This is a genomic window from Frisingicoccus sp. (genome assembly GCF_048388605.1).
Lineage (GTDB): Bacteria > Bacillota > Clostridia > Lachnospirales > Lachnospiraceae > Frisingicoccus.
On record NZ_DBGCTU010000044.1, the window covers coordinates 65530 to 87570 of the forward strand.

The window sequence follows — 22041 nt, forward strand, 5'->3', positions numbered from 1 at the left end:
ATAAAACCATATAAAGTACGGAGGTAAATCATGAGTCAGCTCAACATCGATTTCAAAGAAACCATCCCTGTGGGGCAATTGGGAATCATCCCTCTGCAAAGCAGTTGGGAGCTCGGCAAGAAAGTCAACGAGTATATTGTTTCCTGGCGCAAAGAACGTGAAAGCGCACATAGCGGAAACATTCTCTTCGAAAACTACAAGCAGGACACTTACATTATTGATGCCAAGTGTTCCCGTTTCGGTTCCGGAGAAGCAAAGGGTACAATTAACGAATCCATCCGCGGAAAAGACTTATACTTAATCGTTGATATTACCAACTACAATATTCAATACAAACTGTGCGGACATATGAACCGCATGTCTCCGGATGACCACTATTCCGATTTAAAACGTCTGATCGCGGCGGCTTCCGGCAAGGCGCGCCGTATCAATGTCATTATGCCTTTCCTGTATGAAAGCCGTCAGCATAAACGTACAGCCCGTGAATCTCTCGACTGTGCACTGGCGCTTCAGGAATTAACGGACATGGGAGTAGAAAACATTATAACCTTTGATGCCCATGACCCTCGCGTACAGAATGCGATCCCGATGAGCGGTTTTGAAAGTATTCAGCCGAACTATCAGTTTATCAAATCACTTTTCTATTCTGTGGACGATTTAACGGTAGACAGTGAACATATGATGATCATCAGCCCGGATGAAGGCGCTATGACACGTGCCGTATATTATGCGAACGTACTCGGTATCGATATGGGTATGTTCTATAAACGCCGTGATTACTCCCGCGTTGTCAACGGCCGCAATCCGATTGTTGCTCATGAATTCCTCGGTGCATCTGTCGAAGGAAAAGATGTTCTCATCATTGATGATATGATCTCCTCCGGTGAAAGTATGCTGGATACGGCCAGAGAGCTTAAAAAACGTAAGGCAAACCGTGTCTTCGTTGCCTCCACATTCGGTTTATTCACCAACGGACTGGAATCCTTTGATAAAGCCTATGAGGAAGGCACTATCAGCAAAATTCTGACAACCAACTGCATCTATCAGTCACCGGAATTGCTCTCCAGGCCTTATTATGTAAATGTTGATCTGAGCAAATACATCGCCCTCCTGATTGATTCCCTCAATCATGACCATTCCATCAGTGATCTGCTGGATCCAAATGAAAAAATTCATAAATTATTAAACAGATATAATAAACACGAACTGTAATTCAGGCCAAAAAGGACATTCTTCAAAAAATCGCTCTTAAAGGATGTCCTTTTTTTGTCCAATTACAGTCCATATAAATCGGCGTATAGGCCACGCCAAGCCGTTCCAGCGCGTCCATCTCCCGATGCTGACATGTAAACAATATCACCTGGGAAAATCCCTGACTGCCAATCCAGGACAGGGTTCTGGCCAGACGGCGGTCATCATAAAAAACAAAACTGTCATCGAAAATCACCGGTACATCATTTTTCGGAAAAAGCAGTTTCACCATCGCCAGGCGCAGGGCCAGATAAAGCTGCTCCCGTGTCCCGGTGCTGAGCTGATCACTATCTGCAAAATGTCCCTCCGTGTCCACCCGGAGATTCAGCTCATTATCCACGACAACACGCTCGTATTTGCCCCCGGTTAATTCCCACATCATTCTGGATACTTCCGTATTCAAAGCCGGTCCGAAATCGGAATGAATCTCTTCCGATAAATCCCGGATAATGGCCATACATTCATCGATCACGGACGCCTGCTCCTGCTCATCCTGAACTTCCTCAGAAAGCCGCTGAATATCCGACTCCAAAGCCTCCCGCTCCAGCGATTTTTCCTCCAGGGCTTCTTTTTGAACAAAAAGCCGTTCCAGCGATTTTGTCAGGCTTTCTTCTTTTTGGCGCAGCCGCTCCAACGTTTCATCCTCTTCATCTTCCTCCATATCCAGAGATATGTCTTCGCCATACTTCTCAATGTAAGGCTGCAATGGAATCTGCAGTTGCTCATACTGGCTGCGCAGAGCCTGAAGCTCTCCCTTCATCTGGCGCAGCATTTCCCGGCTGCCCCGGCCGAACATGTGCTGCTCCATTTCATCATGAAGCGCATCCAGATTTTCCTTACTCTCTCCAAGGCGCGCGGCCATTCGCCTTCTTCCCATCTGCAGCACCGCAGCCGTTGCCGCAAGCAAAGCCACGAATGCAAGTAAAATTCCCACCCGCACCAGCAGATTATTTTTCAGGAAAAAGACAGCCACCACAGGAATCAGCCCAAACATCATTACCGAAAACAGAATAGCAAGATTTCTCCCCATAAGCTGGCCGTAATCATCTGAGAGTTCATCATACGCCTCATTGGCCGCATCCCACTCCTCTTTCATTGCATCAAAATCCGCTTCGGCGGCCTGCTGCTTCATCTGCTCATAGGCCGCCTTTTTCTTCTGATATTGGTCCGCCACATAATTATTTTCTTCAATCAGCCGAATGGCCTCCATCCGTTCCTGCTGTTCCCGCTTCCGGTTTTCCCTTCCGGACACTTTTGCCGACTGCCTCTGGCTGCGTACCTGCTCCAGCATCTCCTTCTGTCGGCGAATGTCCTCAAGAAGCTGTGAATAACCGTTCTCCTCCGCTTCCAGGGCCGACATCTGCCGTTTTAAATCCTGCAGTTCCCGTTCCGCCCCCCGGTCAAGCCGGGCCTTTTTCTCTTTTCTGAGATAATCCAGAGTTTCCTGCAGATCCACTTCCTGACTTTTCGTTCGCTGGATATTTGCCATATAGGCCTGCAGAGTCAGGCCGAAACGGGCATCGATCGAACTTTCAAGCTGAGAAATACTCAGTGTATTTTTAAAATTATTCCGGGTCAGCCCATCCACAAGGCCGTCGATCTGGCCGCCCGGAAGAAGTATCTCTTTACCGCTCCGCAGCTGTTCTATCCGGAAATATTCATCCTCTTTATAAAAATTCCGAATCAGGCGGTACATCTCCCCCTCATGTTCAATCACCATCGAGCCTTCATAGTTTTTCCCCTGCTCCCAGGGCTGGAACCTGCTGTAGGCATCTCTTTTCGACGCTTTTCCCCGAAGACGCTCCACACCGAAAAGCATTGCCTGAATAAATTGATGAATGGTGGACTTGCCCGCTTCATTTTCGCCATAAATGACATTGATGCCCGGTGAGAGCCGTAGACTTGCCTGATGAAAACGGCCAAAATGTGTTAAATTCAGCGTATCGATCATCATGAATTCATTCCACCCCTTCCATGGTACATCGCCTGCAGGCCGTAACTTAAAATCTGTTCCCGCCGGTGTTCATCCATCGGCATCTGATAAACCTTTTTGATAAACATTCCTATAAGATTTTCCGAATTTTCGTTATACAGGCGCTCAAAATCAAACCAGGGCAGCGTCTCATCCCGAACGGAAACCACATTGCCCATCCGGGCCAGACGGTCCGGCTGATAAACGATGTCCGTATCTCTGTATCCCTTTAAAACCACATTGTAAATATGTTTGTCGCCTTCGATGTGAATCTGCTGCTGCAGCCATTGTTCCATTTCACCGCTGGTCATATCCGTATCCGATTCTAAAACCATCTCCCGGTACTCCCTGCACGAGGCAGGACAGAATTGAATCCGGGTTCCGCGATTCGTTATTTCGCCATAGATATAGCCTCTCGCCCCCATATCCAGCCGGTCGATCGGTTCCAGGGCCCCGGCATAGGCCATTTTATCCGAAATAATTTCCGGCTTATGAATATGCCCCAGCGCCACATAATCAAAACCCGCCGCCATCAGGGCCTTCCTCTGAACCGGAATATGCTTTTCATCCCCGCCATGGGCAAGAAGAATATGATATCCCGGCTTATCCAATGGGTGCACCCGGTCATACAGCGGTTCTTTAATCTCCCGGTGTTCATAACTCAGGCCATAGATCCATGTGTCCAACGACTCAATATAAGTGACATCCATCTGCTCGCGACTGAAGAAATGCACATTTTCCGCCCACGGAAAACCTCTGTAATTTGAATTTTCCCCAATATGATCATGGTTTCCGGCCATCATCACCACCTGGGCCGGCGCTATCGCCTCCAGACGATAATTTAATTCCTTCAGCTCGCGTTTCGTCGGCGGCCTGTGAAAAACATCCCCGGCAATAAGCACCAGATCTACGCCCTGATGTCCCGCCTCCTGAAGCAAACGGTAAAAGGTCGTCTCAATCTCCTCAGTACGTTTTGCAGACCAGGGCTTTCCCTTATCCGGCACAGCGCCCAAATGGATATCCGCCATATGTATAAACCGCATATATCTCACCTCTGTTCATTCCCTGCTCCCCGCAGAAATTCTCTGTCACGGCATCTCCTGCGAAGTGTACCACGCATCATTTCTGTGCTTTGCATCAAATAAATGATTATAATTCAAAATAGCATAATCCTTTAACTGCTCCGGCAGCGACTGGCTCATATTTACGCCGAAATAACTGCCCTCATTATCCAAAAACATATTGGCCGTCAGCACCGGATAATCTTTTATGATAGACTTCATATATTTCTGGAACGGGCTCATCGGAAGTTCCGCCGCCTCAAAAAGCAGAGTATTTAAGTAATTGACACTCAAAATATTCTCTTCCGAGAAATCATAACTGATTTCCCCGATGACAGCTTCCTCATCAATGTCATAATTGGCCCAGATGACAAAAGGCACTTCATACCTCTCCATGGATTCGGACCAGGAAGTCGTATCCTCAATACCATTCATCCGATAAATCGGACTTACCACCCAGTCCGCCGGCTGATGGTCGCCAAACATAAGGATGATCGTTGGCTCATCCGCCTGGGAAAAGTAGCCCACCAATTGTTCAAAGGCCTCATCCGACACTTTGATCAGCGATAAATATCTTTCCAACAGCTTTGCATTACCATTGGAACCCGACACTTCCACATCCGGCTTAAAATTTTCATATTCTTTACTGTAACTGCTGTGATTCTGCATAGTCACATCAAAAACAAACATGGGCTGTCCCGGCGCTTTCGATGTGTAGATATCCACGACCTTCTGATAGGTCGCCAGATCCGTCGTATACTCCCGGAGTATCGGGGCCCCCGCGAAGCTCTCCTTAAAATAACTGGTATCAAAGCCAAAATACTCATACACCTTTTCCCGGTTCCAGCCGCTGGCCCGATAAGGATGTATGGAAAATGTCTCATAACCCAGAGCTTTCAGCTGGCTGGCCATCGTCGGCATCTCGCCGCGGATATACTGCTGATAGGGAACGGAGCCCGACGGCAGAAAAGCCATGGAATTTCCGGTCAAAAACTCATATTCGGAATTTGCCGTATTCCCGCCCTTCACCGAAACCATCAGCCTTCCCTTTACCGTATCCTCAGTCAGCCCGCGGATAAACGGCATATAATCCACATTTGTCTCAAACTCACCGAGAACTGCCGGGTCCGAAAAAGCCTCATTCATGATCACAATAATATTGGGATATCGGGCACTCTCTCCCTCTTTTTCACCCGATTCTATGTACGGTTCTAAAATCTCTTCAACCTTCGCCGCGCTGTAATCGGCGGGCTTTGAGACATCCAGATACTGCATATTGGAAATAAAGCTGACAGCAAATCCATTCATCTGATAAAAGGCATTCGGTGTAAAATGATACTCATAAAAGCCAACGGCCGTATGAACCTCCGGCATCTGCACCGCGGTTCCATAAAGTACAAACAACAGCACAGCGCTCAGCACCGACAGCAGATGATACTGGCGATTTCTGAAAGGCAGTTTCCAGCTTGTCCGACTGCCGATAAGGATCATCAGGACAAAAGCCGCCACGATCATTATCGCCTCTCTATCCAGACTGTAACTGTAATTGTCCGAAACGCTCATTGCCGTCTTTACCGATAAAATATCCCACGGATATAAAGGTACTGAGCGGAACTGAATCACATAATAATCGATCAGGCCAATGACCATTACAAGAAAGCTTCCCAGGCCCAGGCTGACCGAACTTCGTTTAGAGACAGCCAGTATCAGGCCATAAAGCAGATAGTAAAAAATCAGATTCAGCACGATCAGCGGAAGCTCCATATCCTCCGCCACCGAATGAGTCAGCGTTTCCAACAGGAAAAAGCCGACGGCCGGCGCTGCCAGACACAACAATATACTCGGAATCTTTGGGATCCTGAACTTTTTTAACATATTTTTCTGCCCCTTTAATAAGTTATTATTGAAGAAAAGAGAGGCTGCCTGCCGCAGCCTCCCCCATATTTTATTTAAATATCACAATTTTTTACCGTTCTCGGGAATGGAATGACATCACGGATGTTGCCCATGCCTGTAAGATACATCACGCATCGCTCAAAGCCGAGGCCAAAACCGGAATGACGCGCGGAACCGTAACGGCGCAGATCCAGATAGAAAGCATAATCCTCTTCCTTCAATCCCAGTTCCTTCATCCTCTGCACAAGCTTATCGTAATCATCCTCACGCTGGCTTCCGCCGATAATTTCACCAATGCCCGGCACCAGTAAATCCATGGCGGCAACCGTCTTATTATCCGGATTCATCTTCATATAGAAAGCCTTGATCTCCTTCGGATAATCCGTCACAAATACCGGCCGTTTGAACACTTTTTCTGTCAGATAGCGCTCATGCTCCGTCTGCAGATCAGTTCCCCAATGTACTTTATATTCAAACTTATCATTGTGCTTTTCCAGAAGTTCAACAGCCTCCGTGTATGTCACATGGGCAAAATCAGAACCTGCCACATGTTTCAGCCGTTCGATCAATCCCTTGTCCACAAACTGATTAAAGAAATTCATCTCCTCCGGCGCATTTTCAAGAACATAATTAATGACATATTTCAGCATTGCCTCGGCCAGAGCCATATTATCCTCCAGATCCGCAAAGGCCATCTCCGGCTCAATCATCCAAAACTCGGCTGCATGACGGGTCGTATTGGAGTTCTCCGCGCGGAAGGTCGGCCCAAAGGTATAAATGTTGCGGAAGGCCATGGCAAAGGTCTCTCCGTTTAACTGGCCGCTGACCGTCAGATTCGTCTCTTTTCCAAAAAAGTCCTTTGAATAATCAACATTGCCGTCCTCATCCTTCGGCATATCGGCCGGATCCAATGTGGTTACCCGAAACATTTCCCCGGCGCCTTCACAATCGCTGCCGGTGATCAATGGCGTATGCACATAGACAAAATCCCTCTCCTGGAAGAATTTATGAATGGCATAGGCAATGAGAGAGCGCACACGAAATACGGCCTGAAATGTGTTTGTCCGCGCCCGCAGATGTGTCATCGTCCGCAGATATTCAAAGCTGTGACGTTTTGGCTGGATCGGATAATCCGGCGTAGAGGCGCCTTCCACAAAAACGCTGTCCGCCTGAATCTCAAAGGGCTGCTTTGCCTTCGGCGTGGCCACCAGCGTTCCCTCAACAATGACGGCAGCGCCCACATTCAATCGGCAGATATCCTGAAAGTTATCCAGCTGTTCTCCAAAAACGACCTGAAGCGTCTGAAAATAAGTTCCATCATTAATTACCAGAAATCCAAATGTCTTTGAATCCCTCAGATTACGAACCCATCCACCGATTTTTACTTTTTGCTCCACATATTTTGAAGAATTCCGATATAATTCTCTTACTGTTACTAAATCCATTTCTAATACCCCCGTATTATTATCAATCTTCTATATTTTACATTATATTTGCCCTTTCGTAAAGGGGCAAGCGCGGATGAAATTATCATCTGCAGCTGTGGACTTTCCGCGGATTCAGATGTATAATACCACTAGATATTTAATACTCGTGAAAGGAAGTTATTCATATGGATGAACGTATCAAAGTATTCGCTCATAATCTTATTCACAAATCTATTCAGGTAAAGCCGGGCGATAAAGTGTATATCGATTATATCGGAGAAAGTACCGAAGCTCTGGCCCGGCAGCTCATTAAAGAAACCTATGCCGTCGGCGCCATGCCGTTCCCTCACTACACAAATCCGAGGGTTCAGCGGGAAATGCTGCTTCACTGCACCGAAGAACAGCTTCGCTTAATGGCTGAGGCAGATGCCCTGGAAATGTCCCGGATGGACTGCTATCTCGCTGTCCGCGGCACGGATAATATCTCTGAAAATTCGGACGTGCCTTCCGAAAATCTGGCCCTCTATGAACGGCTGTACAGCACTCCGGTTCACCATGAGATCCGCATACCGAAGCTGCGCTGGTGCGTTATGCGCTATCCAAACAGTTCCATGGCTCAGCTCAACAATCAGAGTCTGGAGGCCTTTGAGGACTTCTATTTCGACGTCTGCTGCCTCGATTATGAAAAAATGGGCAAAGCGATGACGCCGCTTATTGAACTGATGGACAAAACAGATAAGGTCCATATTGAAGGCCCGGGCACCGATCTGACCTTCTCCATCAAAGGTGTTCCGGCAATTAAATGCGCCGGCAATATGAACATTCCTGACGGTGAAGTCTACACGGCGCCGGTCCGGGATTCCATCAATGGAACTCTGACCTATAATACGCCGGCCGTTTTCCAGGGATTTACATTTGAAAATATTTCATTTACTTTTGAAAACGGAAAAATCGTAAAGGCCGCCGCAAATGATACGGACCGCATCAATCAGGTGCTTAACACCGATGACGGTTCCCGCTATATCGGTGAATTTGCCCTCGGCGTCAATCCGTATATTCTCACTCCGATGAAGGATACCCTCTTTGATGAAAAAATTGCGGGGTCCTTCCATTTCACACCGGGCAACTGCTATGATGAGGCGCCGAACGGCAACCACTCCGCTATCCACTGGGATTTAGTATGTATCCAGCGGCCGGAATACGGCGGCGGCAGTATCTGGTTTGACGATGTGCTGATCCGCAAAGACGGGCGCTTTGTCCTGCCTGAACTTGAAGGCCTCAATCCTGAAAACCTCAAATAAAAGAAAACATCTTCCGCGGAAAGCCTGCAAGAAAGCTTTCCGCGGAAGATGTTTTTCTTTTTAATTATAATTATCGATAGTAACTGTAGATCACGTTTCCGGAGGATGCTATACCATTGATCGCCGAATCTTTCTCATATTTGACCACAGTGCCGTCTTTTGAATCGGCAATGGTAATATAGCCGCTGCCGTAGCCTTCCGCAACGCACCATGTACCCTCGCTGTTCTTCACCACCAGCGGAGCGCCTTCGGAAATCATCGTCAGAGCATCATTCAGCCCTGTCCCCGTCATATTTACCAGATGGAAGTCCGCCAGATTCGCCTGAAGGTTTTCAAACATATCGCCGCTGCTCAATTCCGGTTCTCCGCTGATTTTTTCAAATTGGAAAAGCCATTCGAGAACCGCACGCTGCTGGGCCGCTTCATCCGTGTCCACGGCGGCAATCGACGGGCCTCCCAAATCCTTTTCACTAAAGCGGACCGATGGCCGGCTGATCAGCCGTCCCTGGTTATCCAGCACCTTGCCGTCATCATCCATGGCCGCCCAATAAGCCTCCGCAAAAGTCGGATATTTCATCATATTCTCATCAGCATACACAAAATACCCCGTATACTCCTCGCTCTCCGGCTGGAATTCCATCTGCGTGTTTCGATAAGCCTCAATGCCTCTGGCAAACATTACCACCGGCAGGGAATTGCCATACTCATTTGTCACAAGCCAAGTTTCCCGCTTACGCACATCATGGCGCACACCGGCTGTGGTAATATTCTGGTTATTATTTTCATTATAAACAATATAATCTACCGGCAGATCCGAATGATCATTATTCCGCCGGTATATTTCAAGAAGGTTTCCCTCAACCTCCGCTCCGCTGATGTATCCGCCGGTAACCCTGTATTCCTTCAGCACATTCAGCCCCGCATCGACAATATACAGCACATCCAGCCTTTCTTCATCCGCTGCGCTGCCCTCACCGTACACCAGGTTCTGCCCCAGCAGGCCGACCATTTCCAGCCGCTGATCCGCCGCCCGAACCACCTGGGTGTCGCCGGTTTCCAGATTCCGCCATTCAATCTCGGACACTTCACCGGCCGCATCTCTATGAGAAATAACAAGGCTGCGTCCATTGCCCGAAATCGCACAGTCTTCGGACTCTGCCTGCTCCAGCACCACCTCGACATCCTTCATGATGATGTCAAAACGGTAAATCGTATCCTCCAGGCAGATATAAAGCATATCATTGCCGTCGATAAAGGCCATCTTCTGAATTCCCTGGCTCAGCATATCAAAATTTTTATCATAAGGAATAAATAAAACCTCAGAATAGGTGCCATCCACCCGGTTATAGTGATTTACGGCAATTCCAAAACGACCCTCGTCATCTCCATTATACATATACCCATAAACCGCGAAATACAGATCACCGTTTTCCTCGGTTCGAAGCACTTTGACACCATGATTCATATAGCTGGAATCTCTGTTTCCCGCCTGACTTTTCCGTTCAAACCCAAAAGCCTGAGTCAAAATATTATCCTTTGTATTGTATACCCAGAGTCCGCCGTCGGCCACAAAACTGATATAGGTATTATACTCTGCCGTGTTCGCCGCCTGGGGCTCCTGACCGGTTTCCTCTGTCTGAGTTTCTTCCTCCTCCGGTTCCTCTTTTCCGTACACCTGAATATCCATCTGATCTTCATCGACAAGTCCCAGGCGCATCCGATTATTATTAAAGGTAAATGACTGTTCATCCAGCTTTTCTTCCATTGTTCTGGAGTATCCGATCAAGTTCGCGGAACTCCCCGTACAGGATACCTCATACAGCTCTTTCACCATGTAATTATAGTCATTGCCTCCGTCATCTCTGGCTTCAATTTCATAGCTGAGACGAATTTCACCGGTTTGGCTGTCCAGATTGATGATCGTCATATCAACATCCCCCACAACCACCGGATCCAGGCTCCCCCAGGTTACCGTCTCACTGTCCGATGAAATGGATACCTTCCGAAAATCATCGCTGACCGCATCCTCAGAATACTGAAGATACTCGCCGATCCGGGAGGCTGCCGTCTCCTCAAAGAGGGCCGCATGAAAATCCGAAACAAACTGCAGCTTATCATAAGTCTGAAGATTACTGCCGTATACGACACGGGTATAATAATAATACGTATTCCCTTTATCATCTTCAACCGTCAGATTCAGACAATATTCTTTTCCCTGCTTCAAATCCGTCGTAAAGGCAATCTCTGTCTGCCGCTGCCCCTCCACTCTCTGAATCTCCGGACATTCTCCCGCTTCAATTTCCTGACTGTTATTTTCATCCATTAAAGCATAAGAAATCGTCCGCACATTCGTCACCGGTTCGCTCATCTGCAGCGTAATTGTCTTATTTTCCGAGACCGGCGTTACACTCAAACGCAGATAAGAGGATTCCATCTCCTGAGTATAAGCGTCCATCTCATTGATCCGCATGCCGCTGTTTTTTACATACAGCTTGATCAAAGATGTATCTCCCTGATTTCTCGATGGGTGAATCCGCTCATAATTCAGAACATGGCTTGTCAAAAGCAGGGTCACTATAAAGGATATCAAATAAAAACCCGCTATAAATATTATTTTCTTCTTATTCTTCATATCCATTTCTTCCTTCTTTATAAATCGGGAAACAGCAGGCGATATAAGGTCAGATGACCGCAGACTGCCCCGGCGCAGGCTTCATAAGCCGCCAGTTCTTTCGAGTCTTTTCCCCGGGCCGGACCTGATTTCACCGCCCGGATCAAAATATTTTTCGGCGTGTGCTCCATATCAATAAATTCCAATAACTGAGTCTTATACCCCATCACTTCCAGCAGCTGACCCCGAAGCCCGTCCGTGATCAGCGCCGCCATCCGTTCCTTTAAAAGACCGTAATGGAGCACCGGGGCAAGAACATCATTCTTTATCTGGCCATTTAACTCATGCTGGCAGCACGGCACTGATAAAATAACTCTGGCATTCCATCGAATCGCTTTATACAACGCATAATCTGTGGCCGTATCACAGGCATGGAGCGTCACCACCATATCCACCGCATCTGTTCCTTCAAAATCCGCAATATCCCCGTGGATAAATTCCAGTTTTTCATAACCGTATTTATCCCTCAGTTCATTGCAGTGCCGAATGACGTCCGCTTTTAAATCCAGGCCGATCATTTTTACCGAATAACCCATCAAAATATTCAGATAATAATACATGGCAAAAGTAAGATAGGACTTGCCGCATCCAAAATCAATCATTGTCAGCGTCCGATGCTTCGGCAGTTCGGGCAGCACATCCTGAATAAATTCAAGAAAACGATTAATCTGGCGATATTTATCATATTTTGAACGGATAATTTTGCCTTCCGCCGTCATCACTCCCAAATCCACAAGGAAGGGCACCGGCGTTCCCTCCGGCAGAATATAACTCTTTTTCCGGTTATGGGAAAGATTCGGCTTGTCCGTTTCCCGGCATGCCCCGATTTTGCGCTCCTTCACCGTGACATTTCCCTTTTTGCCCGACAATATGGTATATTCCCTGTCCCCGGTGCGCAGCTGGGTCTGCTTAAAACTGTTCTGAATCAAATCCAAAACCCACGCCTTTATCTGGCTCTCTTCAATATTCTTATGAAAAACCTGTGTTTTTGTATACTGGGCCGCCTGAAATACAAGATTATCCCGGATAATGACCGGGCGGATCTTAATTTTCTGAATCTCTCCGCCATTCTTACGATTGCTCAATGTCATATCGGATAATTCCCATGTCAGGGCCTCATCTAAAATCTTATCTAACTGTTTCATATTCAAATCCTTTCCAAAGTATTGTATCATACCCCTTTCGACTTCACAAGGGGCGGCATGCGCCGCCCTTCGGTCTATCTCGGATAAAGTCTCTGTTTAAATTCTCTCCGCCGGTTTCTCCGATAACAAATTTCATCATAAAGCAGGCTCATCAGCAATGCCCGGCACCAATCCTCCGGTTCCGGCCGACCTGCCCGGTCATAAGCCTTTTCCAGCATATGCTCCATCGCTGTCGTATCGGGATATTCGTCATACATGCAGCTTCCGTCATACTCTTCCTCATCGCAGACATCCTCCACCCAACGCAGCATCTCCCTGCTTTGTTTCGGACATATTTTTTTCATATAATCTCTGTCCTTCAGGAATACATCCTCCTGTGTCCAGGGACTGTCACCAAAAACATCGTAGAGATTCATTTGATGCAGATTTCGATAATCCATAAGCGCCTCCCATCACTATTCACCTCTATGATATGCTTATTTTTACAGGATGGTTCCGCACCATATCCGTTTTTTAACATAAATTAAACTAAAACATTTCCAGGTGATCGCATGAATATGGACTATCCCGCAATCCTTGTCAACAAGGCCAACCCCCTTCCCGAAGATTATGAGCCCGCTGACCTTGTCACCGTAAATATTCCATTTGCCCACGCCGGCAATGACAATCGGAATTATATGCGCCGTCCGGCAGCCCGGGCACTGGAGGTCATGTTCCGAGATGCCGCTGCGGCCGGGACAGCGCCCATCGGAGTTTCCGGCTATCGTTCTTATAAACGCCAGCAAGAGATTTATGAGGGAAATCTGGCCGTCAAAGGGGAACGGCACACGTCTCTCTATTCGGCCCGGCCGGGACAAAGCGAGCATCAGACCGGGCTTGCCATGGATATTTCCGCCCCTTCTGTCCAATCCACTCTCACAACAGAAGTTGAAAATACGCCGGAGGGACAGTGGCTTCGGGCAAATGCCCACCGCTACGGTTTTATACTCCGCTATCCGGCAGGAAAGGAACATATTACCGGCTATGCCTATGAGCCGTGGCATTTCCGCTATGTCGGCAGAGAACTGGCCGCTTTCCTGAAAAAAGAGGGGCTGACCCTTGAAGAATATTATCAGCTTCTTGCATTATAATATAAATATCGTGTATGATAGAAGATAGAGTTTTTACGTTGGAGGTTACTTATGGAACAAAAGAAAATATCAAAACTCCGTCAGAGCGGAATACTTGTACATCCGACATCTTTTCCGGGTCCCTATGGCATCGGCGACCTCGGAAAAGGCGCTTATGATTTTATTGACTTTTTAAAAGAAGCCGGTCAGACCCTGTGGCAGTGTCTCCCGCTCGGACCGACAGGCTTCGGTGATTCGCCTTATCAGTCTTTTTCCGCCTTTGCCGGCCAGCCGCTGATCATCAGTCCCGAAAAATTAGCTGATCTGGAGCTGTTGAGCAAAGAAGATTTGGAGAACATTCCTGAATGGGATATGGACCATGTGGATTACGGCCCGCTCATCATTTATAAGACCGGGCTTCTAAAAAAAGCCTATGCCCGTTTCAGACACACTCCGATCATTCTGCTGCTGGATGAATTTCGGGCTTTCTGTCAGGAAAATGAATACTGGCTCACCGATTACGCTCTCTTTATGGCACTCAAAGATGCCCATGACGGCAAAGCATGGACAGAATGGGATTCCAAATACAAGTTCCTCACTGCTCCGGCTAAAGCCGCCATTTTGGAGGAATTAAAAGATTCTGTGGACTACTATCGCTTTGTTCAATACATCTTTTTCAAACAGTGGCATGAATTCAGGGCCTATGCCCATGCCGTCGGTATTCAGATCATCGGCGACATTCCGATTTTTGTTTCTCCGGACAGCGCCGATGTCTGGGCAAATCCCGAATTATTCCAGCTGGATAAGGATGGCTATCCGACGGTTGTCGCCGGCGTCCCGCCGGATTATTTCAGCGCTACCGGGCAGCTCTGGGGAAACCCGCTTTATGACTGGGAAGCTCACAAGAAAAGTCACTATGAATGGTGGATTCGCCGGATCCGTCATCAATTGACCCTGACAGATCTGCTTCGCATCGACCATTTCCGCGGTTTTGAAGCCTATTGGGCCATTCCTTACGGAGAGGAAACCGCTGTAGGCGGCCAGTGGAAGAAAGGGCCCGGAGCCGACTTTTTCGATCATATTTTAAAAGCTTTCGACGGTTCCCTGCCGATCATCGCCGAAGATCTCGGCGTTATCACCCCGGCTGTGAAGGCCCTCCGGGACAATTATGATCTGCCCGGCATGCGTATTCTCCAGTTTGCCTTTGATGATATCCGGGATAATGATTATCTGCCTTATAATTATATTGAAAACTGTGTCTGCTACACAGGCACTCATGACAACGACACCACCCAGGGCTGGTACCGCAAAGCTTCGCCCGAATCCCAGGACAAGGTGCGACGCTATTTAAGCTGCGACGGCAGAAACGTCCACTGGGATTTTATCCGCCTGGCGATGGGTTCTGTTGCCAAATATGTCCTTTTTCCGCTTCAGGATGTCTTCGGACTTGACAGTGAAGGACGGATGAATACGCCGGGAACGGGACAGGGAAACTGGACATGGCGTTATCGCCCGGAACAGCTGAATTCCGGCACCGCCGCCTATTTAAAGGAATTATCTGAATTATTTGGGCGCAACCGGTATTCCAACGCGGAACGCCAGCCGGAGCTTCCGATGGCTGCTCAGCCGGAGCAGACGCCGTTGCCGACAGATAAATCCGCTGAAAATGAGGAGGTGCGCACATCATGATTCGTTTTTTCTGCGTTATTTTATTTTTACTGCTGTTTTCCGTCATCAGCCTGCCGATGTATCTGATCGTCAATATCATCGGCCGTTTCAGCCCGATAAAAAAAGCAAAAATTTCCCAGGGCTTTGTTGTCTGGGGCTTTAAAATGGTGCTCTGGGCCAGCGGAACCCGGCTGGACGTCAAGGGACAGGAAAATGTGCCGGAAGACACGCCGGTTCTCTATATCGCCAATCATCGGAGTTACTACGACATTCCGGTCTGTTATACCCTGGTGAAAAACAACACGGGTTTTGTGTCAAAAAAAGAAATGGAAAAAGTTCCCTGCATCAGTCGCTGGATGCGCTATATCAACTGCCAGTTTCTGGACAGAGAAAATGTTCGTGAAGGCCTGAAAACCATCCTCAACTGTATTGAACTGATCAAATCCGGAACTTCCATCTTTCTTTTCCCTGAAGGCACACGGGGGCTCGGCAAAGAAATGCTCCCTTTCAAAGAGGGTGGATTCAAAATTGCTACTAAAACCGGCTGTCCTATTGTACCGGTAGCCATTGAAAATACGGAAAATATTTTTGAAACCCATATTCCTAAGGTGAAACGTCAGACCGTTTCCATTCGTTTCGGCACGCCCGTTTTCGTTTCAGAGCTCTCGCCGGCTGAGAAAAAACACCTTGGAACGACAGTTCAGGAACAAATTCGTACCATGCTAAATGAAAAATAATCCAAATTCTTTCATTTTTACTATTCATTTTTAAACCAAAGCATGTTACAATTGACAAGGACTGAAATTTTAAGGAGGAAATAGACGATGATACCTGTTGCACTTTTGTCTACACCGGCCATAGTTCTGATCGTTGTCCTCGTGGTATTAGTGGCTGTACTGGTATTTCTTACCTTCTGGGGAAATAAACAGCAGAAAAAAGCCGAAGCTGCACAGCAGCAGATAGAGGCTGCCGCACAGCCGATGACCATGCTGGTCATTGATAAGAAGAAAATGAAGCTGACTGAATCTGGCCTGCCAAAAATTGTCATAGATTCCACACCGAAGCTTTATCGCCGCTCCAAAGTGCCGATTGTAAAAGCCAAGGTTGGACCAAGAATTATGACCCTTATTGCTGACGAAAAAGTTTTTGACATTATTCCTGTACGACAGGAAGTAAAAGCCATGGTCAGCGGCATGTATATTTTAAGCGTTAAGAGCTTACGCGGTCCGGCGCTGACAGCACCGCCGAAAGTTGGATTTTTCCAGAGAATGAAAAACAAAATCTCCGGCAAATAAAAATAAGACCACTCTGTGGGATTCCGTGTTTTACTGCACAGACTCTCCCAGCAAGGTGGTCTTATTTTTTACCTGTCAATGCTCAAAAAAATATTCTTTTTCATCAAAAATTGTCGGATCATCCTTCACTTCAACCGCCAGCGCCAAAAGTCTTTCTCTATCATTCAACTCCGGCTCATCAATCACCCGCTCTACCAGCCGCTCAAGGACTGCCCCGAGCATCGGCCCCTGCGGGATTCCGGCGCCAAGCAGATCCCTGCCGTTCACTGCCAGCATACGCACCGCAAAGCAATCACCCCGCCGGATAATATTCCGATAAATGGCCTCCTTTTCCGCCAGCTGTTTCATCTTTTTCGGCACTACCGCCGGATTCTTCGCAGATATGTCCGCCCGCTGAACTTTAATAAAATCCTCAAAAATATCGCTGCCCACACGGTTTAATGCCCTGCGGACGCTGATATCATTCGGAAGATATTTTAATCCGTGCCATTTCACCAGCCGGTATACTTTTTCCAAGGTATGATTATCAAATTTAAGCCGTCTCAGAATCTTCCGGCATATCTCAGCGCTGACCTCCGGATGCTTATAGAAAATATCCCGGTCTCCATCCGTTTTTTTCACGATCGGTTTCCCAAGATCATGGAAAAGCATTGTCAGGCGAAGCACCGGATCCGCCTCAATATTTTTCAATGCAAGAAGGGTATGTTCCTCCACATCATAGATATGATTCGGCGTATGCTGAGCCACTCCGACAATTCGGTCATATTCCGGAAGAATGACCCGGGTTATCCCAAGCCGGCAGGCCTCCCGGATATATTCCGGATGCCCGGACACAAGCAGCTTCACCAATTCCACCCGAATTCTCTCAGCACTGACTTCCTTCAAATCTTTTGCCCGCTCAGACATAGCCCGCTGCGTCGCCGCATCAATTTGGAAACCGAGCTGCGCTGAAAATCGAATTGCCCGCAAAATCCGAAGTGCATCCTCATCAAAACGTTCGCCCGGATCTCCCACGCATCGAATCACCTGATTTTTTAAATCCTCTATACCGTTAAATATATCGACCAGCCCTGTTTCCGGATTATAGGCCATCGCATTGATGGTAAAATCCCGCCGCTTTAAATCTTCCTCCAGACTGGCCGTAAAAGTAACCTCCTTTGGGTGCCGATGGTCCTCATATTCGCCGTCAACCCGGTAAGTTGTCACCTCAAAATGTTCCCTGTCCATCAACACAGTCACCGTGCCATGTTCAATCCCCGTATCCACAGTCCTCGGGAAAATTGCTTTGACCTGCTCCGGCCTGGCAGATGTGGTAATATCCCAGTCCTCGGGCTTCCGCCCTAAAATACTGTCCCGGACACAGCCTCCCACCGCATATGCTTCAAAACCATGTGCCGCCAACTCCTGAATAATTTCAGCCGCTTTACTCGGAATATCCATTTTCATCTGCTCCACCCCATTTATCATATAATATTATTTTAACATTTCGGAGCCGTTGAGGGAATACTTTTCACACATATTTGTCAAATATTTATCTATTGAACATTTCGCCATCATAGCTTATAATATTACATAATGTTACAGGAAAGTAGGTTTGATAAGCTATGGATACGGAAAATAAATTAAAAAAATATGAACAATGGCTGATGACTTTAAAAATCCTTACTGCCGTATGTCTTATTCTTTCAATTGTTTTAATCTATTTCGCTACAAAAGGCAAAGTCGACCCAATTCTTCTGATCCTGGCCCTCTTAGCCACCCTTATGTTCTTCATGGCTTACCGTGAAAAATCAAAGGCTCCGCGTCCCGGAAGCCCGGAATATGAAGCCATCGAACGGGCTCATGAGGCAAAAATCGCCGCTCAGAAAGAACGCATTTATCGGAAACAGCATCCATTTGATGTTGCCCGTGAATTAGTTGAAAACAATAAAGCTTCTTCCAAATCTTCAGAAAAGAAAAAAGATGCCTGATTGAAAGCTTTAAGTGAAAAAATACTCCTGACTGCTGCTGCATTTGGGAGTATTTTTTTAGAGCAAGATTCATGAAAAACAAAAAAATTCTTTGTGGTACAATATCTCACCGGAAAGGAGGACGATCCATGCAAAACCAAACTGTACATATCACGGCACAGGCTATCCAATATATTGAAAATCATCTGAATCACAAGCTGGATTTGGACAGTATTGCGGCGGCATTAAACTATTCTAAATTCCACCTGCACCGGATATTTAAAAAAACAACCGGCCTGACAATTCACAATTATATTCAAAGGCGCCGGCTGACAGAAGCGGCAAAGCTGCTGGTATCTTCGCAAAAATCCATTATCGATATTGCCCTGATCAGCGGATATGAAAGTCAACAGGCGTTTATCGGCATTTTCAAAGCAATGTATAAGACAACGCCCGCTCATTTTCGGGAAACAAACGTATTCTACCCGCTGCAGCTTGAAATTTTCCTGACAGCAGCTCCCGGGAAAACATCTTTTTTAAAAGAAGATATACAATTTGCAACACCGGCAGATATTGACGATTGGATGGCACTGGTAAACCTTACTATTGACGGATACCCTTGCCTGAACAAAAACGAATATAGGGCTCAACTACATCAGTATATTGCCAATAAAAATGCATTGATTTTGCGGGATAAAAGGACGGCTATCGGTATACTTGGATTTTCCGCTGACACCGGAAACATAGACTTTCTGGCGATTCACCCCCAGTACCGCCATTCTGAAATTGCACAGCTGTTCCTCGATAAACTGGCTGATGATCTGCTCTTCGGAAAAGAAATCAGTTTGACGACATATCGGACCGGCGATAAAGCCGATACCGGCTACCGTGAGGAATACCGCCGCCTCGGTTTTGCTGAACGAGAACTGCTTGTGGAATATGGCTATCCGACCCAGCGGTTCGTGCTCCTTCCTAAAAATAAGGAGGACACAGATCATGCCCGAAACACAAAGAAAAACGCCGGAAAATCTTCTGGCACAATCTTTTAATACACTGTCGCTGATTCAATTTGCATTTCCCAGTATGATCATGATGGTTTTTATGGGACTGTACACCATAACAGACACTGTTTTTGTATCCCGGTTCGTTGGCACAAACGCCTTATCCTCTATCAATATCGTTTGCCCTGTGATCAACATTATTGTCGGACTTGGGACAATGCTTGCAACCGGCGGAAGTGCAATTATTGCGAAAAAAATGGGAACTGGAAATACAAGGGAAGCCCGAAGTAATTTTACTCTCATTATCCTGGCCGGAATCTTGATTGGATTGATAATCACATCAATCGGACTGCTGTTTCTCAATGAAATTATCCGTAGATTAGGCGCAAGCCGGATTCTGTTCCCATATTGCAGGGATTATTTGACAATCCAGCTTATTTTCGCTGTTGGAAACATGATGCAGGTGTTGTATCAAAATCTGTTTGTCACAGCGGGAAAGCCTGTTTTTGGACTCGCTCTTTCCGTTTTTTCGGGAATTGCAAATATTGCTTTGGACTACATTTTTATTGTCCGGCTCCATATGGGTATAAAAGGAGCAGCCCTTGGTACGGGCATCGGCTATATGATACCGGCAATGATCGGCACCGCTTTTTTTCTGACTGGCCGGAGTGAACTTCACTTTGTCAAACCTCAACTGGATATCTCCGTTTTATTAAAAAGCTGCTCCAACGGTGCCTCTGAAATGGTCAGCCAGATGTCAACGGCCGTTACAACATTTCTATTTAATGCAGCTATGATGAAACTGTTGGGCGAGGACGGCGTAGCAGCGATTACAGTTATCATATATTCCCAATTTCTGCTGACAACCCTTTACATTGGTTTTTCTATTGGGGTGGCCCCGGTGATCAGCTATAACTATGGGCGAAAAGACGAAAAACACCTGAGAAAAATCATTCGCATCTGTTTCTGCTCTATATTAACGATTTCCGCCTTCATATTTCTGTTTTCTTTTTTTACAAGTGAGAATATTACCGGGATATTTACGGCGAACAGCAAAAATGTTCTTGAAATCACCAAAAACGGCTTTAAAATTTTTTCATTTGCATTTTTGTTTTCCGGCTGCAATATTTTTGCTTCCGCTTTATTCACCGCCTTATCAAACGGCAAAGCATCGGCAATTATATCCTTTTTGCGGACATTCGGATTTATCGGAATTTTCATTTTAATCCTGCCTGAGTTTTTCGGAGTAAATGGCGTATGGCTGGCAATTCCCACCGCAGAACTGCTTACTTTTATGCTGACATTATATCTGTTAATAAGAGAAAAACGGTATAGCCTCAAATGACTATACCGTAATCTGCTAAAAAACCACTCTTTTCTTCTTGCACTCAACTTCCAAGGACTTTCCTTCGAATATCCTCGAAATCAATTGGCCGATACTCCGTCCGCTCCACGCAGACGCAAATCGACTGCCTGCAAAAATCTTTATATGTCGGATTTCCGTGGACATGTCCATAAATATTCGCATAAGGCATATTTTCATTGATATAGAGGGGCTCATGAGATAAAATCCAGAATCCTTCAATAATAATCGGCCATGGGCTGGCCTCTTCAAAGCCGCACTCCCTATACCATTCCGGCGGTTGGGTGTCGTGATTGCCGAGTACCAGAATTTTTTTCCCATTTAAACTCCGGCACAGCCGGGTCACCTCCGCCTTATCGCCAAAGGCAAAATCACCCAGGACATAGACTCTGTCCTCCGAATCCACGACTTCATTCCAGTTTTTTATAAGCTGCCGCTCCATATCTTTCGTATTCTCAAAAGGCCGATTTTCAAATCGGATCATGGCCTCATGGCCAAAATGTGTGTCCGCAACAAAAAAAGTTCTTCCCGCCATCGCTATTCCTCCCTGCATTTAGATTCATAGTAGCACACTTATTTTGCGCGGTCAAAATTATTTTATCGCACTGAGCCTGACGCGGCGCGTCCATGCGCAGCATCTGACATTCAGGATACCTAAATAGGTATAACTTCGGATACTCTCTGCCGCATTTAACCGCGGCAATTCTTTGCCTGCCCCATCCGGGCCTGCCGGCGGTATCCAACCGAAAAGCTTCGCCCGCTGGCCGAAGCTCCCTCTGCAGTTTCCTGCTCTATAAACAATATCTTATACAGATATGTTTATCATATACCTTATCGCGCAGAGCCTGACGGAGCGCGCCCATGCGGAGCATCTGACATACGGGATGCCCGAATGGGTATACCTTATCGTGCGGAGCTTGACGGAGCACGCC

18 protein-coding genes are annotated in these 22041 nt (G+C 46.8%); 9 read left to right on the plus strand and 9 right to left on the minus strand.

The window, feature by feature from the left end; translation table 11 throughout:
* Window positions 1–30 precede the first annotated feature (30 nt).
* Entirely contained in the window at window positions 31–1212 is a 1182-nt protein-coding gene (locus ACMN7X_RS12210; protein ID WP_418747741.1) for a ribose-phosphate pyrophosphokinase, read from the plus strand.
* Between the two features lie 22 nt (window positions 1213–1234).
* Here ACMN7X_RS12210 and ACMN7X_RS12215 read toward each other — a convergent pair whose 3' ends face one another.
* From ACMN7X_RS12215 to asnS, 4 genes are all read right to left on the minus strand, one after another.
* A complete protein-coding gene (locus tag ACMN7X_RS12215; RefSeq protein WP_418747742.1) occupies window positions 1235–3205 on the minus strand; it encodes an ATP-binding protein in 1971 nt (656 codons plus the stop codon).
* Window positions 3202–4266: a metallophosphoesterase family protein gene (locus ACMN7X_RS12220; RefSeq protein WP_418747743.1), complete on the minus strand. Its 1065-nt coding sequence runs from the start codon at window positions 4264–4266 to the stop codon at window positions 3202–3204. Before ACMN7X_RS12220 ends, ACMN7X_RS12215 begins: the two co-directional genes overlap by 4 nt.
* Before the next feature lie 45 nt (window positions 4267–4311).
* Window positions 4312–6159, minus strand: a complete 1848-nt coding sequence (locus ACMN7X_RS12225; RefSeq protein ID WP_418747744.1) for an LTA synthase family protein — start codon at window positions 6157–6159, stop codon at window positions 4312–4314.
* Window positions 6160–6233: 74 nt separating this feature from the next.
* Window positions 6234–7625: an asparagine--tRNA ligase gene (asnS, locus tag ACMN7X_RS12230; RefSeq protein WP_418747745.1), complete on the minus strand. Its 1392-nt coding sequence runs from the start codon at window positions 7623–7625 to the stop codon at window positions 6234–6236.
* A 167-nt stretch (window positions 7626–7792) separates the two neighbouring features.
* Between asnS and ACMN7X_RS12235 the strand changes: the two genes are divergently transcribed.
* Window positions 7793–8908 (plus strand): aminopeptidase, encoded by a 1116-nt coding sequence (locus ACMN7X_RS12235; protein ID WP_418747746.1) that lies wholly within the window; start codon window positions 7793–7795, stop codon window positions 8906–8908.
* A 70-nt stretch (window positions 8909–8978) separates the two neighbouring features.
* Here ACMN7X_RS12235 and ACMN7X_RS12240 read toward each other — a convergent pair whose 3' ends face one another.
* From ACMN7X_RS12240 to ACMN7X_RS12250, 3 genes are all read right to left on the minus strand, one after another.
* Window positions 8979–11540 carry a hypothetical protein gene (locus tag ACMN7X_RS12240; RefSeq protein WP_418747747.1) on the minus strand — a complete coding sequence of 854 codons (2562 nt, stop codon included), beginning with the start codon at window positions 11538–11540 and terminating at the stop codon, window positions 8979–8981.
* Between the two features lie 17 nt (window positions 11541–11557).
* Window positions 11558–12724, minus strand: coding sequence for a class I SAM-dependent methyltransferase (locus ACMN7X_RS12245; RefSeq protein ID WP_418747748.1), 1167 nt, complete (start codon window positions 12722–12724; stop codon window positions 11558–11560).
* A 74-nt stretch (window positions 12725–12798) separates the two neighbouring features.
* On the minus strand, window positions 12799–13164 hold the full coding sequence (locus ACMN7X_RS12250; protein WP_418747749.1) for a hypothetical protein: 366 nt from the start codon (window positions 13162–13164) through the stop codon (window positions 12799–12801).
* 117 nt (window positions 13165–13281) lie between these two features.
* On the opposite strand from ACMN7X_RS12250, the gene ACMN7X_RS12255 reads away from it, so the two are divergent.
* The 4 genes from ACMN7X_RS12255 (at window position 13282) to ACMN7X_RS12270 (ending at window position 16796) form a co-directional block, all read left to right on the plus strand.
* Window positions 13282–13854: a M15 family metallopeptidase gene (locus ACMN7X_RS12255; RefSeq protein WP_418747750.1), complete on the plus strand. Its 573-nt coding sequence runs from the start codon at window positions 13282–13284 to the stop codon at window positions 13852–13854.
* A gap of 51 nt (window positions 13855–13905) precedes the next feature.
* Window positions 13906–15522, plus strand: a complete 1617-nt coding sequence (gene malQ / locus ACMN7X_RS12260) for a 4-alpha-glucanotransferase (protein WP_418747751.1) — start codon at window positions 13906–13908, stop codon at window positions 15520–15522.
* Entirely contained in the window at window positions 15519–16238 is a 720-nt protein-coding gene (locus ACMN7X_RS12265) for a lysophospholipid acyltransferase family protein (RefSeq protein WP_418747752.1), read from the plus strand. Before malQ ends, ACMN7X_RS12265 begins: the two co-directional genes overlap by 4 nt.
* An 87-nt stretch (window positions 16239–16325) precedes the next feature.
* Window positions 16326–16796 (plus strand): hypothetical protein, encoded by a 471-nt coding sequence (locus ACMN7X_RS12270; protein ID WP_418747753.1) that lies wholly within the window; start codon window positions 16326–16328, stop codon window positions 16794–16796.
* 75 nt (window positions 16797–16871) lie between these two features.
* On the opposite strand, the gene ACMN7X_RS12275 is transcribed toward ACMN7X_RS12270, so the two are convergent.
* Window positions 16872–18242: a CCA tRNA nucleotidyltransferase gene (locus ACMN7X_RS12275; RefSeq protein ID WP_418747754.1), complete on the minus strand. Its 1371-nt coding sequence runs from the start codon at window positions 18240–18242 to the stop codon at window positions 16872–16874.
* Window positions 18243–18400: 158 nt separating this feature from the next.
* Here ACMN7X_RS12275 and ACMN7X_RS12280 point away from each other — a divergent pair, with 158 nt between their 5' ends.
* From ACMN7X_RS12280 to ACMN7X_RS12290, 3 genes are all read left to right on the plus strand, one after another.
* On the plus strand, window positions 18401–18766 hold the full coding sequence (locus ACMN7X_RS12280; protein WP_418747755.1) for a hypothetical protein: 366 nt from the start codon (window positions 18401–18403) through the stop codon (window positions 18764–18766).
* Between the two features lie 128 nt (window positions 18767–18894).
* Window positions 18895–19794 (plus strand): helix-turn-helix domain-containing protein, encoded by a 900-nt coding sequence (locus ACMN7X_RS12285; protein ID WP_418747756.1) that lies wholly within the window; start codon window positions 18895–18897, stop codon window positions 19792–19794.
* On the plus strand, window positions 19742–21091 hold the full coding sequence (locus ACMN7X_RS12290; RefSeq protein WP_418747757.1) for an MATE family efflux transporter: 1350 nt from the start codon (window positions 19742–19744) through the stop codon (window positions 21089–21091). The genes ACMN7X_RS12285 and ACMN7X_RS12290 overlap by 53 nt, the downstream gene beginning before the upstream one ends.
* Before the next feature lie 43 nt (window positions 21092–21134).
* On the opposite strand, the gene ACMN7X_RS12295 is transcribed toward ACMN7X_RS12290, so the two are convergent.
* Entirely contained in the window at window positions 21135–21644 is a 510-nt protein-coding gene (locus tag ACMN7X_RS12295) for a metallophosphoesterase (RefSeq protein ID WP_418747758.1), read from the minus strand.
* Window positions 21645–22041: the final 397 nt, after the last annotated feature.

What these genes read in the sequence shown, in the direction of transcription:
- asnS (WP_418747745.1), bottom strand. Translation starts at nt 7,625, where the DNA reads ATGGATTTAGTAACAGTAAGAGAATTATATCGGAATTCTTCAAAATAT.
- malQ (WP_418747751.1), top strand. Translation starts at nt 13,906, where the DNA reads ATGGAACAAAAGAAAATATCAAAACTCCGTCAGAGCGGAATACTTGTA.
- ACMN7X_RS12215 (WP_418747742.1), bottom strand. Translation starts at nt 3,205, where the DNA reads ATGATGATCGATACGCTGAATTTAACACATTTTGGCCGTTTTCATCAG.
- ACMN7X_RS12210 (WP_418747741.1), top strand. Translation starts at nt 31, where the DNA reads ATGAGTCAGCTCAACATCGATTTCAAAGAAACCATCCCTGTGGGGCAA.
- ACMN7X_RS12270 (WP_418747753.1), top strand. Translation starts at nt 16,326, where the DNA reads ATGATACCTGTTGCACTTTTGTCTACACCGGCCATAGTTCTGATCGTT.
- ACMN7X_RS12290 (WP_418747757.1), top strand. Translation starts at nt 19,742, where the DNA reads ATGCCCGAAACACAAAGAAAAACGCCGGAAAATCTTCTGGCACAATCT.
- ACMN7X_RS12295 (WP_418747758.1), bottom strand. Translation starts at nt 21,644, where the DNA reads ATGGCGGGAAGAACTTTTTTTGTTGCGGACACACATTTTGGCCATGAG.
- ACMN7X_RS12250 (WP_418747749.1), bottom strand. Translation starts at nt 13,164, where the DNA reads ATGGATTATCGAAATCTGCATCAAATGAATCTCTACGATGTTTTTGGT.
- ACMN7X_RS12245 (WP_418747748.1), bottom strand. Translation starts at nt 12,724, where the DNA reads ATGAAACAGTTAGATAAGATTTTAGATGAGGCCCTGACATGGGAATTA.
- ACMN7X_RS12265 (WP_418747752.1), top strand. Translation starts at nt 15,519, where the DNA reads ATGATTCGTTTTTTCTGCGTTATTTTATTTTTACTGCTGTTTTCCGTC.
- ACMN7X_RS12285 (WP_418747756.1), top strand. Translation starts at nt 18,895, where the DNA reads ATGCAAAACCAAACTGTACATATCACGGCACAGGCTATCCAATATATT.
- ACMN7X_RS12280 (WP_418747755.1), top strand. Translation starts at nt 18,401, where the DNA reads ATGGATACGGAAAATAAATTAAAAAAATATGAACAATGGCTGATGACT.
- ACMN7X_RS12275 (WP_418747754.1), bottom strand. Translation starts at nt 18,242, where the DNA reads ATGAAAATGGATATTCCGAGTAAAGCGGCTGAAATTATTCAGGAGTTG.
- ACMN7X_RS12225 (WP_418747744.1), bottom strand. Translation starts at nt 6,159, where the DNA reads ATGTTAAAAAAGTTCAGGATCCCAAAGATTCCGAGTATATTGTTGTGT.
- ACMN7X_RS12235 (WP_418747746.1), top strand. Translation starts at nt 7,793, where the DNA reads ATGGATGAACGTATCAAAGTATTCGCTCATAATCTTATTCACAAATCT.
- ACMN7X_RS12255 (WP_418747750.1), top strand. Translation starts at nt 13,282, where the DNA reads ATGGACTATCCCGCAATCCTTGTCAACAAGGCCAACCCCCTTCCCGAA.
- ACMN7X_RS12240 (WP_418747747.1), bottom strand. Translation starts at nt 11,540, where the DNA reads ATGAAGAATAAGAAGAAAATAATATTTATAGCGGGTTTTTATTTGATA.
- ACMN7X_RS12220 (WP_418747743.1), bottom strand. Translation starts at nt 4,266, where the DNA reads ATGCGGTTTATACATATGGCGGATATCCATTTGGGCGCTGTGCCGGAT.